The following is a 16,799-nucleotide window of genomic DNA, read 5'->3' as shown; positions in this document are numbered from 1 at the left end:
TCGGACCTGCCATGGCGATCGGGACGCCGCTGCCTATCTAAATCCGTATGCCGAAAGCGTCCGCGTCCCTCCTGCCTAAACCCTTCCGAGACTGGTTCAAGAGCCGAGGCTGGAAGCCCCGCGAGCATCAGCTCCAGCTTCTGGCCAAGGCGCAGGCCGGGCGATCCGTGCTGCTGGTGGCGCCCACCGGCGCCGGTAAGACGCTGGCGGGGTTCCTGCCCAGCCTGGTAGAGCTGGCCGAGCGGAACGCGAAAGCTCCCAAGGCGAGGCTGAAGGGCGGTTCTCTCCATACCCTGTACATCTCGCCCCTGAAGGCGCTCGCGACCGACATCGCCCGGAACCTGGAGACGCCCGTTCAGGAAATGAACCTTCCGCTCCGGGTCGAGACCCGCACGGGCGACACGCCCTCCCACAAGCGCGCCCGCCAGATCGAGCGTCCGCCCGATATCCTGCTCACCACCCCGGAGCAACTGGCCCTCCTGGTCGCGCACCGGGAGGCCGGGGAGTTCTTCAAGGATCTCCGGCGGGTGGTGCTGGACGAACTGCACTCCCTGGTGACGTCCAAGCGGGGAGACCTCCTGTCCCTCGACCTCGCACGGCTCCATAAACTCGCGCCGAACATGACGACGGTGGGGCTGTCCGCCACCGTGCGCGAGCCGGACGATCTCAGGCGGTACCTGGTGCCGCAGCGTCTACCCTCCCCTGGAGGGGGAGGGTCGGATCGCATCAGCGATCCGGGGTGGGGTGGAACCGCTGAGCCTGGTGAGGTCGCGCTTCCCACCCCCTCCCGCGCCTCCGGCGCGACCTCCCCCCTCAAGGGGGAGGTGGTAGGCACCCACCCTCTCGCCGATCTCGTCGTCGTGAAGGGCGGGGCGCAGCCCGACATCGAGATGCTCGATATCCGCCAGCGCCTGCCGCTCGCCGGCCATACGGCCTATCGGTCCATGCCGGCGATCTACGACCTCATTCGGGAGCACAAGACCACGCTGGTCTTCGTCAACACCCGCCTTCAGGCCGAGTACACCTTCAAGGAGCTGTGGGACCTCAACGACGACGGGCTTCCCATTGCCCTCCATCACGGGTCGCTGGACGTGTCGCAGCGCCGCCGGGTCGAGGAGGCGATGGCTGCGGGCAAGCTGCGCGGGGTGGTGTGCACCGCCACCCTCGACCTCGGCATCGATTGGGGCGACGTCGACCTCGTGGTGAATGTGGGGGCGCCCAAGGGGGCGTCGCGCATCATGCAGCGCATCGGGCGCTCCAACCACCGCATGGACGAGCCCTCGAAGGCCTATCTGGTTCCCGCCAACAGCTTCGAGATCCTGGAATGCCGGGCGGCCCTCGATGCCGTCCATGAAGCCGCCCAGGATACGCCCGATGCCCGCGTCGGCGCGCTCGACGTGTTGTGCCAGCACATCCTCGGCATGGCCTGCGCGGATGCTTTCCGGCTGGAGGACCTCTATGACGAGATCGTCTCGGCGGCGCCTTACGCCAACCTGACCTGGGAGGAGTACGAGGCCTGCGTGGCCTTCGTGGCGACCGGGGGCTACGCGCTGCGGGCCTATGAGCGCTTCGCCAAGATCGTGAAGGGGCCCGACGGCCTCTGGCGGGTCAGGGATGCGCGCATCGCCCAGCAGTACCGGCTCAACGTGGGCACCATCATGGATTCCACGACGGTCAAAGTGCGGCTCGGCCGCTCCCGCCGCGCGCGGCCCGGCACGATCCTGCCGCGCGGTCCGGTGCTGGGCGAGATCGAGGAGTACTTCGCCGAGACCCTGACGCCGGGCGACACGTTCCTGTTCGCCGGACAGGTTCTGCGCTTCGAGGGCATGAGCGAGGACGAGGCCCTGGTCACCAAGGCGGCGTCGGGCACGGACCCAAAGATCCCGGCCTATGACGGCGGCAAGTTCCCGCTCTCGACCTTCCTGGCCGCCCGGGTGCGGGCGATCCTGGCCGATCCGTTCGAATGGGACCGGCTGCCGCGCGAGCTCAACGAATGGCTGCTCCAGCAGCGCCGCCGCTCCGTGATCCCCGGACCGCGCGACCTCCTGGTCGAGACCTTCCCGCGCGGAGGGCGCTCCTACATGACGTGCTTTCCCTTCGAGGGCCGGCTCGCGCACCAGACGCTGGGCATGCTGCTCACCCGGCGTCTGGAGCGGGCGGGGCTCAAGCCTCTGGGCTTCGTGGCGAACGATTACGGCCTCGCCGTCTATGCCAACGGCGACATCTCGGCGCGGGCCGGGCGGGAGCCCGGCTTCATGGAGGAGCTGTTCTCCGAGGACATGTTGGGCGACGACCTGGAGGATTGGCTCGCCGAATCCGCCCTCATGAAGCGCACTTTCCGGCATTGCGCCGTGATCGCGGGGCTGATCGAGCGGCGCTTTCCGGGCCAGGAGAAGACCGGCCGCCAGGTCACGGTTTCGACGGACCTCGTCTACGACGTGCTGCGCAAGCACGAGCCGGACCACGTTCTGCTGAGAGCCGCGCGGGCGGATGCGGCATCTGGACTCCTCGACGTGAAGCGCCTCGGCATGATGCTCTCGCGCATCCGGGGGCGAATCATCCACAAGGCGCTCGACCGGGTATCTCCCTTAAGTGTCTCCGTGATGCTGGAGATCGGCCGCGAGCGCGTCTACAGCGACGATGCGGACGAGATTCTGGCCGAGGCGGAAGCGACGCTTCTCGACGAGGCTCTGGCGTGACGGCTTTGCTCAAGAACAAACAGACAACGACCGAGATCGGCCTCGGCGGCATGGCGGCGATCCTCGACCTCTCGGGGGCGATGTACCTGCCCGACGAGGACACGCTGCTCGTCGCCGACCTCCATTTCGAGAAGGGCTCGTCTTATGCGAGGCGCGGCATGCTGCTGCCGCCCTATGACACCCGCGAAACCCTGGCGGCCTTGAGCGAGGTGATCTTCCGCCTCGGCCCGCGCCGGGTGGTCGCTTTGGGCGACAGTTTTCACGATGTCGGCGGCCCGGATCGGTTGGGCGGCGAGGAGCGGGAGACGCTCGGCGCCGTTCAGTCCGGGCGCGACTGGGTCTGGGTCACGGGCAACCACGACCGCTCCCTGCCGGACCATATCGGCGGCACGGTGGTGGAGGACATGGAGATCCGCGATCTGATCCTCCGCCATGAACCCAAGGAGGGCGCGACCGGCGAGGTCGCGGGTCATCTCCATCCGGTGGGCAAGGTGGTGATGCGCGGGCGAGCGACCCGCCGACGCTGTTTCTTGAGCGACGGCGCCCGCTGCATCATGCCGGCCATCGGCGCCTATACGGGCGGGCTCAATGCCTGCGACGCGGTCTACAAGCCGCTCTTTCCGAAGGGTTTCACGGCCTATCTGATCGGCACAGAACGCATCTTCGCGATCGCCCGCGCGATGCTGTGCCGGGATTGACCGGCCCGGTCAGTCCCGCCGGAAAATCATGCTGGCAGTCCAGCCGAAGAACAGGGCGAGCAGGGCCGTCATGGCGCCGTAGAGCCAGGACCAATCCCGGGCGGCGACGCCCACCTGCTGCTCGAAGCCCGTCTTCACCATCTCGAAATGGGTGAGCGTCCGGGCCAGGATCACGGTGTCGGCCAGGAGCGTCACCTCCACGTCGTAGTCGCCGGGCGGCGCGGTGGCGGGGAGCGGAATGCTGGCCCGGAAGATGTTGGGTGTCAGGAAGGCGACGCCGCGCTCGTCCTCCCGGTAGAGGCCCTCGCGCGATTTCAGGCGGAAGAGGGCATCGCGGAAGGGGCGGTCGGCGCCGCTGCGGTCGTTGGTGAAGTCCGCCGCATGGATGATGGCCTGGAGGCCGATCTTCTGGCGCATGCGCAACTGTTCGCTGGTGATCTCACGCACGGGCTCCGAGGTGAGCACCGCAAGGTATGACGGGGCGCCGGGAAACTTCTGCTGCTCGCGGTTGAGCCAGAGCGGGCCCAGGCGTTCCTTTTCCCGCACCACGATATACTGGCGAGGCCCCCGCACCGTGATGACCACGTTGTAGGGCGTGGCGCGGGAAATGGTCTGGGCGTCGCGCTCGATGGCGCCGAACACGGCGATCGACGTGCCGGTGTAGTTGGAATTGATGAGAACCCGGCTGCTCGACAGGGACGTGACGAGGCTCTCCCCGAGGACCGGCACGGGTGCGAGCGCCAGCAGGCAGATCCAGAGCCGCGCCGCGATCCGCATCATGCGCGCACCTCCTCCGTGGTGATGGAGAACGGCTCGTTGGGGCGGATCATGAGTTCAAGGGCGAAGCGCAGGCCCACCGCCAGGAGCAGGATCGCCAGGAGGAAGCGGAACACCTCGGCGCGCAGGTTGCGGCCGGCTCGGGCTCCGAACTGTGCGCCGAACACCCCGCCCACGATGAGAAGGATCGCCAGGACGATGTCCACCGCCTGGTTCGCCACCGCGTGCAGGACGAGGGTGATGAGGGTGGTGCACACGATCTGGAACTGGGAGGTTCCCACCACCACGCCGGTGGGCACGCGGAAGATGTAGAGCAGGGCCGGCACCATGATGAAGCCGCCGCCGATCCCCAGAAGCGCGCCCGCGAAGCCGACGAACAGGGCAAAGCCGAGGATCGGGATCACGCTGGCATAGAGCTTGGAGCGCGGGAAGCGCATCCGCAGCGGCCAGCCGAGATAAGGCGCGTGGTCGCCGCCCCGCCGGCGCGGGCGCGCCGCGCCGCCCCTGCGCTTCACCCAGAATTCCCGGATGCTCTCGCGCATCATCAGGCTGCCTACCACGGTGAAGAGGGTCACATACGAGACGACGATCACGAGGTCGAGCTGGCCCGCCCGCCGGGCGGCCGCGAAAAACCAGACGCCGAGTCCGGACCCGATGAGGCCGCCGGCGATCAGCATGGATCCGAGCTTCAGGTCGAGCGCCCTGCGCCGGAGCGCCCCCAGTGCGCTCGTCGTGGACGAGGCGACGATCTGGGCCGATTGCGTGGCCACCGCCACCGCCGGAGGAATGCCGAGGAAGATCAGCAGAGGGGTCATCAGGAACCCGCCGCCGATCCCGAACAGGCCGGAAATGAACCCCACCGCTGCCCCCATCGCGAGAATCAAGAGGACGCTCACGGGCATCTCGGCAATCGGCAGATAAATTTGCACCCCGGTTCCCCTGTGGCCGGTGCAGCCGGTTCGAGAGCGCCGGCCGGCGGCCCGGAAGGTTCGCCGTCACGACGCATGACTGGTGTACGGGAGACGCTCGCCTGCGGATGAGGGAACGGCTCCGACGGATGGCCAGGGTGGATGTCCCGGCGCCTTCAGGCGCTCTTAGCGCTCCTGGTGTGAACGGAAGCTGACAAAATCCGTTCCGGTCTCAAATTCGGTTGTGGGCCGGCACCCCAAGGCTCGCGCTCTCGGCCGGAATCGCCACCTCGTTGGCCGAGATGTCGACCGCGCGGGGGCGCCAGCGCTCGACCGCGACGCGGACCGAAGCCAGGTCGGACGGGTTGAGCCGGGCCGCCATCTCGTCCCGCTTCCGGCCAGCCTCCAGGTCGCCCTGAGCCGCCGCGAGCGCAAACCACTTGTAGGATTGGGTCAAGTCCGGACGGGTGCCGACCGCGCGGGCGAACAACACGCCGATGTTGAACTGGCTGTCCCGCACGCCTGCCTCGGCGGCCTCGAGGTACCAGCGCAGGGCGGCGGCGTAGTCGGGTTTTCCGCCGGCGCCGGCGGCCAGGAGGGTCGCGAGATTGTGCATGGCGCGGGTGTTGCCGCCGGTCGCGGCGCGTTCGTACCAGGTGAGGGCCATCTTGGTGTCCCGCGCCAGGCCGAACCCCTTCTCGTAGAACATGGCGAGCCGCTCCTGCGCGGGGGCGAGACCAGCCCTCGCGGCACGTTCCATCAGACGGGCCGCCAGAGTGGGATCCTTCTCCAGGCCCCGGCCGTCGGCCGCCCGGGAGGCGATCTCATGAACGGCGGAGGCGTCCCCGCCCAAAGCCGCCGCGCTCAAGGCTTCGGGAAGCCCCTGCGGCAGCGTCCCGAGACTGGAAGGATCGAGCCTGAATTGCGGAGCCGCCTGAACCGGCACGCCAGCCCCAAAGCCCACGGGTTGGACGAGGGGCGCGCGCTCCGCCGTGAGCGCGGCCGGTACGGGCGCGGCAGCTCGCGCAACCGGGATGGCATCGACAGCTCCCGCCGTGGACGCGCTCACGAACACCTGAGCGGTTCCCGAGGCCAGCAGGAGGGTGGCCAAGCCGAAGAGGAGCGGGCGCTTGTGGCCGTCGAGGGTCTTCTTCAGGCGCTCGATCAGGTTGCTGTGGGGTTCGGGGTTCGGCTCGGCTCCGGCATCCAGGGCTTCCAGGTCGGAAGCCCTGTCGGCGCCCGCATCCTGCGCCGCCACGATGGTCTGCGTGGCGCGCCGGGCGGCCGCGATGAAGCTCGCCCGCAAGCCGCCGGTGTCGCCGGCGCCCGACGCGAAGGCCGCGGCCACGTTACGGGGCGCCTCCGACTGGGGCGCGGGCGGCGGGCCGGCCCTGCGGTCGCCCATCGGACCGTCCAGGACAGGACCGTCCGGAGCCGGCGTAGAGACTGTCGCGGCCTGCGAGATCGCCGCCGCATGAAGCTTGCGGACGGCTGCTTCCAGCCTGTCGACGGGCAGGGCGGCGGAGGCTGGAGCCTCACCCTCGACCGCCATCGCAGGGGACGTCTTGGGATGCGCCGCGAAGCGGTCGATCAAGGTCGCCAGGGCGTCGTGAACGGCCTGGAGGGTCTGGTGGGTCTTCTTGTCGGATCGGATATGAAGCGCCTTGAGCTCGACCAAGCCTTGCTTGAACGCGTCGAGATCCGCCTCCGGGGCCGCCGGAGCTTGGATCTGGGCTCGGACTTCCTGCAAGGCCGTCCGCGCCGCGCTCTCGGCGATGCGGGACGCCTCGTCCTGGAGCCCCTTCAGGGGGATGGCTTCATCGGCGTTCGCCTGGGAGGCGGAATGAGGCGGAAGGGTCAAGAGCCTGTCCGCGAGGTCGGCGATCCGGCTCTCCATTGGTCCCAGGTCGGGAAGGGGGCGCTGCTCCAGCTTTTCCGCGAGGGTGCGCAGCATGAGCTCCATCGCCGAGGTATCGGCCTGCTGCCAGACCTGGCGCAGTTCCTCCTCGATCCGGTCGAAGCGCCGGAGCAGGGGCTCCGGAGACGGGTCGGGTTTCTCGGCCACCGACCGGACGTCGCCCGACAGGCGCTCCATCATGGCGGTCAGGGTTTGGGCCTCCGCTTTCCGGCCGTCGTTCAGGGCGCCCATGCGCTCGGTCAGGAGCGCGAGCTGGCGCGCCATGGGTTCGAGGCTGGGGGGGGGTGGGTCGGGGCGATTGGCGAGACGGTCGATCTTCTCCCCGAGATCCTGCAGCCGGTCCGACACGTCGGTCGCGGCCTGCTGCTCGACCGTGCGGGTCAGGACTCCGCAGATGTCCTCAAGGGAACCTTTGAGCGCCGCGAAGTCGCCGCGCCCGACCTGATTCTGGCGCAGGTCGGCGAACTGGCGGGTCAGCGCCGCGATGTCGCCCGACAGCCCCGCGATCTGCGCCGGCTCGGCCCTGTGGGCGAGGTCCTGACGGAGGTCGACGATCTGGCTGCTCAGGAAATCGATGACGGTGCGGTCGATTCCGGTTTCGGCTGCGCGGTTGATCCTGTCCCGTAGCCGCTCGATCTGGCTCGAAACCTTCTGGTGGACAGCGTCGGCATGGGACGCGAGCGTCCGATCCAGCCGCGTCTGCAGATCCGACACCGACGCGGCCATCAGCGCCATGTCCGCGGGACCGCGGTCCGCGGCGATGGTTGCGGCCAGGCTGCGCACCTGCTCCTCGAGACCTGTGATCTCGTCCCGTGTCGCCAAGGCGTCGACTGTGCCCTGCAGGCGCTCGATCTCGCTCCGGATACCGTCCAGGCCGGGGGGCGATCCCACTTGAAGCGGTTGCTCCAGGCGGTCCGTGAGCCGGGCCATGTCGGCGCGCAGGCCCGCCAGGGTATCCGACAGAGGAGCGAGCGCCTCAGCGGCCTCCCGAACGGGAAAGACGATCTGAGGCGCGGGAGGCGGTGCCCGCTCCGTCTCGGTTCTGCGTTCGACGCCGTCCAGCCTGTTCCTCAAGGCGATCAGCGCGTCCGACAACGATGCGGCCAGCTTGCTCTGGTGGTCGGCGGTCTGGCGGGAGACCCGATCGATCCGTTCCTCGGCCTGCGCGATCCAGCCCGCCACGGAGTCCAGGGCTGCCCCCGCAGGTGTGTCGTCGGGTCCGCCGAGGGGACGGCCCGTCTTCCCCAGGCGGGCCAGGATGGCGTCCAGCTCGTCGTCCGGCGTCGGACGCAGGCGTCCCGTCGCCGGGCGGTCGGCCTGCAGCGCGGCGATCCACTGATCGAGGGTCAGGCCCGCCCGGCGGGCAGCCGCCTCGGCCAGTTCGCGAATGTCCAGACCGTCAGGGGTGGTGAGAACGTGCCGTCTCATGTCCGTCCGCGAATACTTGAAACTCGATCGCGGCCGTTCCGGGAACGCCGCTCGGCTCCGGCTCGCCGCGCGAATCACGCGCGGACGATTCGGCTCCGACGATCAGAACTTTTCGCGGACGTGGTAAAAACCAAGTTAAGACTGAAGCTTAAGGCTCGGTGTCCCCTTCGTTTGGAGGGCGCCGCTTCCGATTCCCCAAAGCAAACTCGTCGCTACCTCTGAGCGAGCCCGGGTTTTTAAACTCACTTGGTTTAGTAAATAAAATGTTCTATAATATCATTACTGCGAGCTTCCAGGTTTTCAGGAGGCTTGCTGTCTTAACGATAACAGGGGCGACATGAGCACGATTTCATATGAACAGCCATTAGTGACAGCCTTAAGCCGGACCGCCGAGGCGGCACCATCCTTTACGATCGGCGACCTCGCGCGGGAGTTCGGCGTCACGCTGCGCACCTTGCGCTTCTACGAGGACCGAGGTCTCCTGTCCCCCCGCCGGGACGGGCTGTCGCGCATCTACGACGCTCGCGACCGGGACCGCCTGTCGGTTATCCTCAAGGGCAAGCAGCTCGGCTTCACCCTCACGGAAATCCGCGCCATGCTGGCCGAGGAGCGTCGCCCGGACGGCTCGATGCTGAACCTCAACCTGTCCCTCGAGCAGATCGAGGACCAGATCGAGCATCTGGAAGCCCAGAAGGTGGAGATCGAGCAGGCCCTGGCCGAGCTCCGGTCGCGCCTGTCCGGCATGGCCGTCGCGGCCTGAAAGCTGCGCGGTCACCGGCCGCGCCCGCCACCGTAACACGACAGGGACGTCGCCCTTGACGTCCCTTCCTGTTTTGGGCACCGCCGGATCATGACGGTTTTTCTGATCTATGCCGGCGCGGCCTTGGCCGAGATCGCGGGTTGCTTCGCGGTGTGGTCGGTGCTGCGGCAGGGAGCGCCGGCCTTTTGGCTTCTGCCGGGGGTCGCGATGCTGGCCCTGTTCGCCGGGCTCCTGACCCTTATCGACAGTGCCGCGGCCGGACGGGCCTTCGCGGCCTATGGGGGCGTCTATATCGCGGCCTCGCTGGCCTGGCTCTGGTCGGTGGAGGGCGTTCGCCCGGACCGGTGGGATCTCGCGGGCGGAGCCGTCTGCCTGATCGGCGCCGGGCTCATCCTGTTGGGCCCCCGCGCCGCGTAGCCGGCCGCTCATGGGGCGCGACCGGGCCTTTTCTCGCCCCTCCCGGTTGGGCTATGTCTGGCCTCCGATACGGGAAACGACATCAGGGACAGGGGGACCGCGTGGCTGACTTCGTGCTGGCGCTCGACCAGGGCACCACATCCTCACGGGCCATCGTCTTCGACGGCGCGTACAAGATCCGCGGCATCGGCCAGCGCGAGTTTCCGCAGCACTTCCCAAGGCCGGGCTGGGTCGAGCACGACCCGGAGGATCTCTGGCGGACGGTGGTCGAGACCATGCGCATGGCCCTGGCCGACGCCTCCCTGTCGGCCTCGGACATCGCCGCCATCGGCATCACCAACCAGCGCGAGACGGCGGTCGTCTGGGATCGGAAGACCGGGAAGGCGATCCACAACGCCATCGTGTGGCAGGACCGGCGCACGGCCGACATCTGCGCCGCCCTGAAGGCGGACGGGTCCGAGCCGTTCATTACCGAGCGCACAGGCCTCATCGCCGATTCCTATTTCTCCGCCACCAAGGTGGCCTGGATCCTCGATCATGTGGAGGGCGCGCGGGCACGGGCCGAGAACGGGGATCTCGCCTTCGGGACGGTGGATTCCTGGCTGCTCTGGCACCTGACCGGCGGCAAGCGCCACGTAACCGACGCCACCAACGCGTCGCGCACGATGCTGTGCAACATTGACACCGGCCAGTGGGACGACGAACTCCTGCGGCTCCTGCGCGTACCCCGGGCGATGCTGCCGGAGATCCTGGAGTGCATCGACGATTTCGGCGCCACGGATCCTGCCCTGTTCGGGGTCGCCATCCCGATCCGAGGCGTGGCGGGGGACCAGCAGGCCGCTACGGTGGGGCAGGCCTGCTTCCGGCCCGGCATGATGAAATCCACCTATGGCACCGGCTGCTTCGCCCTTCTCAATACGGGGCACGACCGGGTACCGTCGCAAAACCGACTCCTGACGACCATCGCCTACCGGATCAACGGCCGGACCACCTACGCGCTGGAGGGTTCGATCTTCATCGCGGGCGCGGCGGTGCAATGGTTGCGAGACGGTCTGGGCATCCTCCAGCGCGCGGAGCAATCCGGTGCCTTCGCCGAGAAGGCCGACCCGCAGCAGGAGGTCTATCTGGTTCCGGCCTTCACGGGTCTCGGCGCGCCCTGGTGGCACGCGGAGGCGCGGGGGGCGCTCTATGGGCTGACCCGCAACACGGGCCCGCATGAGATCGCCCGCGCGGCGCTGGAATCCGTCTGCTTCCAGACCCGCGATCTCCTGGAAGCCATGCGCCAGGACTGGGCCGCGAGTGCCGACACCGTGCTGCGCGTCGACGGCGGCATGGTAGCGAGCGATTGGACCATGCAGCGCCTCGCCGACATCCTCGACTCTCCCGTGGACAGGCCGGTGGTGCTGGAGACCACCGCTCTCGGGGCCGCTTGGCTGGCCGGCTGCGGGCAAGGGGTGTGGCCGGACCAGGACGGTTTCGCGGGCTCCTGGCGCCTCGATCGCCGCTTCGAGCCCCGGATGGAGCCGGAGGCGCGCCGCAAGTCCGTCGCGGGCTGGAAACTGGCCGTCGAGCGCACGATCTGGAACGGCTCCTAGGTTCGGCCTCTCCGGCGCGGCAATCGATCCCTCGCGCAAGGGGGCCGAAGCCGCTAGGGTCCGGCTCCCGTCCGTGCCCCGCCGCAGAGCTCCCATGAACTATCTCGTCCTCGACCTCGAGACCGCCAATTCCGACTGCGCTTCCATCTGCCAGATCGGGATCGTGCATGTGGAGGGGGGCGAGATCGCCGGCACGGTGTCGCGCCTGGTGGACCCGGAGGATTACTTCGATCCCTGGAACATCAAGGTTCACGGCATCCAGCCCCATCAGGTGGCGGGCCAGCCCGCCTTTCCGGAGGTTTGGCGCGAACTCGCCGGGTTGGTCGAAGGACGGATCGTGGTGACTCAAGGATCCTTCGACCGGACGGCGATCCACCGGGCCTGCGCCCGTTACGGGCTCCCGATCACGGAGGCGAACTGGCTCGATAACACCACGGTGGTGCGCCGGACCTGGAGCCAGTTCGCCAAACGCGGCTACTCCTTGGGCAACCTGGCAAACCATTTCGGCATCGCGTTCCGGCACCACGACGCCCTGGAGGACGCCATCGCGACGGCCCACATCTTCCGCCGCGCCCTGGACGAGAGCGGCAAGACCGCGTCGCAATGGCATGCGGAGATCGCAGGGCGCGCTTCGGCGCGGGCCTCGATCGTGCTGCAGGGGGTCTCCGGCGCGGACTTCTCGGGGCAATCCGTCGTGTTCACGGGACGCATGCGCATCAAGCGGGCCGAGGCCGCGCGGTTGGCGGCCGAACGGGGGTTCAGCATCGAATCCGCCATGACGCCCACCACCAGCCTGCTTTGCATCGGACGCGAGGGCACGGTGACCGGCAAGAGCGCGAAGGAGCGCGAGGCCGAGCGGCTGCGCGCGGGCGGACATCCGGTCTCCATCGTGAGCGAGGACGAGTTCTGGCAGATGCTCCGCGCATGATGCAAGCCGTTATCTACACGGACGGCGCCTGCATCGGCAGCGGCGGCGGCACGCCGGGAGGTTTCGCGGCCATCATCCGGACCGGTGAGGAGGAGCGCATCGTGACGGGGCGGTGTTCCGCCGCCACGAGCACGGCCATGGAGCTCATGGGCGTGATCGCGGCCCTGGAGGCGCTCGTGCCCGGCCTGCCCGCCGCCATCCACACGGACAGCCGCTACGTCATCACGGGCGCCACCGAGCGCCTGCCCTGGTGGCGCTCCCGACGCTGGCGCATCGTCAAGGGCGGCAAGGTGGCGAACCGGGACCTCTGGCAGCGCCTGTCGGACCTGATCGAAGATCGCGCCGTGACATGGCACTGGGTCCGCGGCCATGCGGGCGATCCGTTGAACGAACGCGCGCATGCGCTGGCTTTTGGCGAGGCTTCGCGCGCGAGGGACGAACGCCCAAAAGGTGATTAGGCCTGCGTTTTCGCGCTCTTCCTGAAAGCATCGCGCAATTTCAGCATGATCCGGTTCATCGGATTGCGACGCAGAAGACGCAGATCCGCGTCCTGTCGGGCCAGGCGATCATTCGCGGCCACCAGCTGCTCGTAGACGGTGTCGCGGTTGGCCGTCACGGCAATGCATTCGTTCGTCATCGCGACGAGCTGGCTGTGCACGAGACCCCGGTTGGCCTCCGTCTCGCTCAGAAGCTGGGTGAGGCTTGCGATCTGGTCGGCATAGACGGGCGGGACGGGGGATGCTCCGGCGCTGTCCCGGCTCTCGCGGGTGAGGCGTTCGACGAGCCTGTCGAGGATGAGCGCGTTGTCCGGCGAGATCAGAACCGGGCCGGCCTTTCCCTGACCTGGGCTGAAAAGTGACGACCGGTGAGGGAAATAGCCGCGTCTGACAGCCTCGTTGACCGCCTCGAAGCGGGATTGGATCCCGTCATAGGTCACCTCGTCCAGGCCGACGCTTCGCCCCTTCGTTCCGTCGAGGACGATGTCGGACAGATCGATATTGCGCCGGTTGAGCCCGATGCCCGGGACGAGGCGGGGGACATACCGGTTGATGATGTTGAGCAGCGTCTGGCCGAATTGATTGACGGACTCGTTCTTGGATTCGATGCGTCGGTCGATCTTGCGTCCCAGTTCCGGATCGACCTGGTCGAAGAAGTCGTCGACCAGGTCCCCGTTGAGGAACTCCCCCGGCTCGAAGATCCGGACCGTGAGGTTCTCCCGGCCGAAGGCCTTCTCCCACCGTGCGAGATAGGCGAGATAATCGAAATACGGGTTGTCGGGCCGGCACATGTCGCTGACGAAATCGTGCAGGGTTCCGTGACCGCCGCTGATCAGAAACGTCGTATAGGCGGACAACGCCGCATCGATCTGCTTGCGCAGGTAGGTGAGAACCCTGACCCTCTCGAACCGTTCCGCCAGGAGCCGCTTCAGGGTCTCGATCTCATCGTCGTGGATGACGCGCGAATGAAAGTGCTCGCTCGTTGCCAGAACGGTATGGACGTGCGGCGGGATCGCCGCCAGTTCGTCGTCGAAGCGCCGCAGGAAGTCGCGCTGGAAGACCTCGCGCTTCTCGGGCGTGTCGATGAGCTGGGCGCGGAAGTGATCGTCGAACCGGTCCTGGCGCAGGCAGTAGGCCGCTAGGTCCCTGTTGTTGTGGATGCCGGGCGAGCTCAGGAAGTAATACCCGTTCCGGATCAGCGCATCGCGATTCTTGTGCAGGAGCTCCTGGATCGTCGTCGTGCCGGTCTTCTCGGTCCCGATGTGAAGAACGATGTCCATGGGTGGTCTTGTCCAAGCTAGAGACGTCTGCGTTTGCGACAGGGTCGCGCGGTCTCACCGGATCCCGCGCGACTCCAGGAACTCTTCGACCTGCACGGCCAGCATCACGGGCTCCCGGCCGATCGTATGCAGGTGGATCTCCGGCTGCTGCGGCGGCTCGTAGGGCGAGTCGATCCCCGTGAAATTCTTGATCTCGCCCGCCATCGCCTTGCGGTAGAGACCCTTCGGGTCGCGCCGGGCGCATTCCTCCAGGGGCGTGTCGACGAAGATCTCGATGAACTCGCCGTCCGGCATCATGTCGCGGGCAAGCTGGCGCTCGGACCGGAACGGCGAGATGAACGACACGATGACGATGAGGCCCGCATCCGCCATCAGCTTCGCCACCTCGGCGACGCGGCGAATGTTCTCGACCCGGTCCGCTTCCGTGAAGCCCAAATCCCGGTTGAGACCGTGGCGGACGTTGTCGCCGTCGAGGATGTAGGTGTGGCGGCCTTTGGCGTGCAGCAGCTTTTCCACCGCGTTGGCGATGGTGGACTTGCCCGAGCCCGAGAGTCCGGTGAACCAGAGGACGGACGGCTTCTGGTGCTTGATCGCCGCTCGGGCCTGCTTGTCGACCTCAATGGCCTGCCAGTGGATGTTCTGCGCGCGCCGGAGCGGGAAGTCGATCATGCCGGCGCCAACCGTCGCGTTGGTGAAGCGGTCGATCAGGATGAAGCCTCCGGTGACCCGGTTGTCCCGGTAGGCGTCGAAGGCGATGGGCGACTGCGTGCCGATATTGCACACGCCGATCTCGTTCATCTGCAGGGATTTCGCGGCTTCGTGCGCGAAGGTGTTCACATCCACCTGGTGCTTGAGGGCCGTGACCGTGGCGCCGACGCTGTCGGCTTCCGTGCGCAGGATATAGCTGCGGCCTGGGATCATCGGTGTCGGCGAGAACCAGATCAGGTGCGCCTGGAACTGATCGGCGACATGGGGCCGGGCCTCCGGCGCCGCCAGCATGTTGCCGCGGGAGACCTCGACCTGGTCTTCCAGGACCAGCGTGACGGCCTGGCCCTCCACCGCGCGGTCGAGGGAGCCGTCCTGGGTGACGATCTCCTTGATCCGGGATCGATGGCCGGACTTGGCCACGCTCACCGGGTCGCCCACCGCGACCTGTCCGGACGCGACCTGCCCAGCGAAGCCGCGGAAATCGAGATTGGGGCGGCTCACGTACTGGACCGGGAAGCGGAAGGGCTTGTCACGGGCATCGTTCTCGACCTGAACGGTTTCGAGGTGATGCATCAGGGTCGGGCCCGCATACCACCCTGTATGGGACGATGCCTCGGTGACGTTGTCGCCGTAGCGCGCCGAGATCGGGATCGGCTGGACGGTCTTGAAGCCGAGATCCCGGGCAAACGCCGTGTAGTCCGCCACGATGCGGTCGAACACCGCCTGGTCGTAGCCCACGAGGTCGATCTTGTTGACCGCCAGCACGATGTGGCGGATGCCGAGCAGGGAGGCGATGTAGGAATGACGGCGCGTCTGGCGCAGGATTCCCTGCCGGCTGTCCACCAGCACGATGGCGAGATCCGCCGTGGAGGCCCCGGTTGCCATGTTGCGCGTGTATTCCTCGTGGCCGGGCGTATCGGCCACGATGAACTTGCGCTTGGCGGTGGTGAAGAACCGGTAGGCGACGTCGATGGTGATGCCTTGCTCGCGCTCGGCCTCCAGACCGTCCACGAGAAGCGCGAAATCGATATCCTCGCCCGTGGTGCCGTGCTTCGCGCTGTCGCGCTCGAGAGCCGCCAGGTGATCCTCGAAGATCAGCTTGCTGTCGTAGAGCAGGCGGCCGATTAGCGTGGACTTGCCGTCGTCCACGGACCCGCAGGTGAGAAAGCGCAGGAGAGATTTGGATTCCTGCTCCCGCAGGTACTCCGTCATGCTGCCAGGGAAGGGAGTCGCGTGGTTCATCTAGAAATACCCCTCGCGCTTCTTCTTCTCCATGGAGCCGACCTCATCCTTGTCGATGAGCCGGCCCTGCCGCTCCGACGTGCGGGCCGTGAGCATTTCGCGCACGATATCTTCCAGGGATGTCGCGTCGGACTCGATGGCGCCCGTCAGGGGATAGCAGCCGAGCGTGCGGAAGCGGACGAGCCGCTCCCTGACCACGTCGGATTCGGTCAGCGGCATGCGGTCGTCATCCACCATGATCAGCATGCCGTCGCGCTCCACCACCGGCCGCTTGGCGGCGAAGTACAGCGGCACCACCGGGATTTGCTCTTTCATGATGTATTGCCAGATATCGAGTTCGGTCCAGTTGGACAGCGGGAAGATCCGCATCGACTCGCGGGGGCCGACGTGGGTGTTGTAGGTCTTCCACATCTCCGGGCGCTGGTTCTTCGGGTCCCAGGCGTGCTGGTCGTTGCGGAAGGAGAAGATGCGCTCCTTGGCGCGGGACTTCTCCTCGTCCCGGCGGGCGCCCCCGAAGGCCGCGTCGAAGCCGTATTTCTCCAGGGCCTGGCGCAAACCCAGGGTTTTCATCACGTGCGTGTGGACGCTCGAGCCGTGGCTGAAGGGTCCGATATTCTGTGTGATCCCGTCCGGGTTGACGTGGACCAGGAGGTCGATCCCGAGGTCCCGGGCCATCCGGTCCCGGAAGGCGGTCATCTCCTTGAACTTCCAGGTCGTGTCCACGTGTAGGAACGGGAAAGGAGGCTTGGCCGGGTAGAACGCCTTCATGGCCAGATGAAGCATCACCGACGAATCCTTGCCGATGGAGTAGAGCATCACCGGATTGGAACAGGTGGCGGCCACCTCCCGGAAGATATGGATCGATTCAGCCTCGAGGCGCTGAAGATGGCTGAGGGACATGGAAAATCTGCTCTGGGGCCGCCATGGGATGGATGGCCCAAGCC

General features: G+C 67.3%; 13 protein-coding genes. 7 read left to right on the top strand and 6 right to left on the bottom strand.

Going from position 1 to position 16,799, the window contains the following annotated elements; genetic code table 11:
* Window positions 1-47 precede the first annotated feature (47 nt).
* Together ILT42_RS02900 and pdeM are read left to right on the top strand one after the other, a co-directional pair.
* The gene (locus tag ILT42_RS02900; RefSeq protein ID WP_204213812.1) at window positions 48-2,699 is read left to right on the top strand and encodes a ligase-associated DNA damage response DEXH box helicase; all 2,652 of its coding nucleotides are present in this window, start codon (window positions 48-50) and stop codon (window positions 2,697-2,699) included.
* A gap of 50 nt (window positions 2,700-2,749) precedes the next feature.
* Window positions 2,750-3,397 (top strand): ligase-associated DNA damage response endonuclease PdeM, encoded by a 648-nt coding sequence (gene pdeM, locus ILT42_RS02895; RefSeq protein ID WP_229428431.1) that lies wholly within the window; start codon window positions 2,750-2,752, stop codon window positions 3,395-3,397.
* 9 nt (window positions 3,398-3,406) lie between these two features.
* On the opposite strand, the gene ILT42_RS02890 is transcribed toward pdeM, so the two are convergent.
* The 3 genes from ILT42_RS02890 to ILT42_RS23015 form a co-directional block, all read right to left on the bottom strand.
* Window positions 3,407-4,177, bottom strand: coding sequence for a TIGR02186 family protein (locus ILT42_RS02890; protein WP_204213810.1), 771 nt, complete (start codon window positions 4,175-4,177; stop codon window positions 3,407-3,409).
* Window positions 4,174-5,103, bottom strand: a complete 930-nt coding sequence (locus tag ILT42_RS02885; protein ID WP_324617690.1) for a sulfite exporter TauE/SafE family protein — start codon at window positions 5,101-5,103, stop codon at window positions 4,174-4,176. Before ILT42_RS02885 ends, ILT42_RS02890 begins: the two co-directional genes overlap by 4 nt.
* Window positions 5,104-5,314: 211 nt before the next feature.
* Window positions 5,315-8,428 carry an SEL1-like repeat protein gene (locus ILT42_RS23015; protein ID WP_204213808.1) on the bottom strand — a complete coding sequence of 1,038 codons (3,114 nt, stop codon included), beginning with the start codon at window positions 8,426-8,428 and terminating at the stop codon, window positions 5,315-5,317.
* A 337-nt stretch (window positions 8,429-8,765) separates the two neighbouring features.
* Here ILT42_RS23015 and ILT42_RS02875 point away from each other — a divergent pair, with 337 nt between their 5' ends.
* The 5 genes from ILT42_RS02875 (at window position 8,766) to ILT42_RS02855 (ending at window position 12,586) form a co-directional block, all read left to right on the top strand.
* Window positions 8,766-9,188 carry a MerR family transcriptional regulator gene (locus ILT42_RS02875; RefSeq protein WP_204213807.1) on the top strand — a complete coding sequence of 141 codons (423 nt, stop codon included), beginning with the start codon at window positions 8,766-8,768 and terminating at the stop codon, window positions 9,186-9,188.
* A gap of 90 nt (window positions 9,189-9,278) precedes the next feature.
* Complete coding sequence (locus ILT42_RS02870; RefSeq protein ID WP_204213806.1) at window positions 9,279-9,605, top strand: YnfA family protein; 327 nt, start codon at window positions 9,279-9,281, stop codon at window positions 9,603-9,605.
* A gap of 101 nt (window positions 9,606-9,706) precedes the next feature.
* Window positions 9,707-11,200 (top strand): glycerol kinase GlpK, encoded by a 1,494-nt coding sequence (gene glpK, locus ILT42_RS02865; RefSeq protein ID WP_324617689.1) that lies wholly within the window; start codon window positions 9,707-9,709, stop codon window positions 11,198-11,200.
* Between the two features lie 94 nt (window positions 11,201-11,294).
* Entirely contained in the window at window positions 11,295-12,128 is an 834-nt protein-coding gene (locus ILT42_RS02860) for an exonuclease domain-containing protein (RefSeq protein ID WP_204213804.1), read from the top strand.
* Complete coding sequence (locus tag ILT42_RS02855) at window positions 12,125-12,586, top strand: ribonuclease H family protein (RefSeq protein WP_204213803.1); 462 nt, start codon at window positions 12,125-12,127, stop codon at window positions 12,584-12,586. The genes ILT42_RS02860 and ILT42_RS02855 overlap by 4 nt, the downstream gene beginning before the upstream one ends.
* On the opposite strand, the gene ILT42_RS02850 is transcribed toward ILT42_RS02855, so the two are convergent.
* From ILT42_RS02850 to cysD, 3 genes are read right to left on the bottom strand one after another with little or no spacing between them, the layout of a single operon-like run.
* Entirely contained in the window at window positions 12,583-13,905 is a 1,323-nt protein-coding gene (locus tag ILT42_RS02850) for a hypothetical protein (protein WP_204213802.1), read from the bottom strand. The two genes, ILT42_RS02855 and ILT42_RS02850, sit on opposite strands and share 4 nt — an antisense overlap.
* Before the next feature lie 54 nt (window positions 13,906-13,959).
* Complete coding sequence (gene nodQ / locus ILT42_RS02845; protein ID WP_204213801.1) at window positions 13,960-15,855, bottom strand: bifunctional sulfate adenylyltransferase/adenylyl-sulfate kinase NodQ; 1,896 nt, start codon at window positions 15,853-15,855, stop codon at window positions 13,960-13,962.
* A complete protein-coding gene (gene cysD, locus ILT42_RS02840; protein WP_204213800.1) occupies window positions 15,856-16,755 on the bottom strand; it encodes a sulfate adenylyltransferase subunit CysD in 900 nt (299 codons plus the stop codon).
* Between the last annotated feature and the right edge of the window lie 44 nt (window positions 16,756-16,799).

The organism is Microvirga pudoricolor, assembly GCF_016892705.1.
GTDB lineage: Bacteria > Pseudomonadota > Alphaproteobacteria > Rhizobiales > Beijerinckiaceae > Microvirga > Microvirga pudoricolor.
Note: the sequence above shows the minus strand (reverse complement) of the source record. Positions and strands in the feature narration are given on the sequence as shown.

Excerpts from the sequence above, each read along its gene's own strand:
- ILT42_RS02900 (WP_204213812.1), top strand. The coding sequence starts at position 48 with ATGCCGAAAGCGTCCGCGTCCCTCCTGCCTAAACCCTTCCGAGACTGG.
- pdeM (WP_229428431.1), top strand. The coding sequence starts at position 2,750 with ATGGCGGCGATCCTCGACCTCTCGGGGGCGATGTACCTGCCCGACGAG.
- ILT42_RS02890 (WP_204213810.1), bottom strand. The coding sequence starts at position 4,177 with ATGATGCGGATCGCGGCGCGGCTCTGGATCTGCCTGCTGGCGCTCGCA.
- ILT42_RS23015 (WP_204213808.1), bottom strand. The coding sequence starts at position 8,428 with ATGAGACGGCACGTTCTCACCACCCCTGACGGTCTGGACATTCGCGAA.
- ILT42_RS02875 (WP_204213807.1), top strand. The coding sequence starts at position 8,766 with ATGAGCACGATTTCATATGAACAGCCATTAGTGACAGCCTTAAGCCGG.
- ILT42_RS02870 (WP_204213806.1), top strand. The coding sequence starts at position 9,279 with ATGACGGTTTTTCTGATCTATGCCGGCGCGGCCTTGGCCGAGATCGCG.
- ILT42_RS02860 (WP_204213804.1), top strand. The coding sequence starts at position 11,295 with ATGAACTATCTCGTCCTCGACCTCGAGACCGCCAATTCCGACTGCGCT.
- ILT42_RS02855 (WP_204213803.1), top strand. The coding sequence starts at position 12,125 with ATGATGCAAGCCGTTATCTACACGGACGGCGCCTGCATCGGCAGCGGC.
- ILT42_RS02850 (WP_204213802.1), bottom strand. The coding sequence starts at position 13,905 with ATGGACATCGTTCTTCACATCGGGACCGAGAAGACCGGCACGACGACG.
- nodQ (WP_204213801.1), bottom strand. The coding sequence starts at position 15,855 with ATGAACCACGCGACTCCCTTCCCTGGCAGCATGACGGAGTACCTGCGG.
- cysD (WP_204213800.1), bottom strand. The coding sequence starts at position 16,755 with ATGTCCCTCAGCCATCTTCAGCGCCTCGAGGCTGAATCGATCCATATC.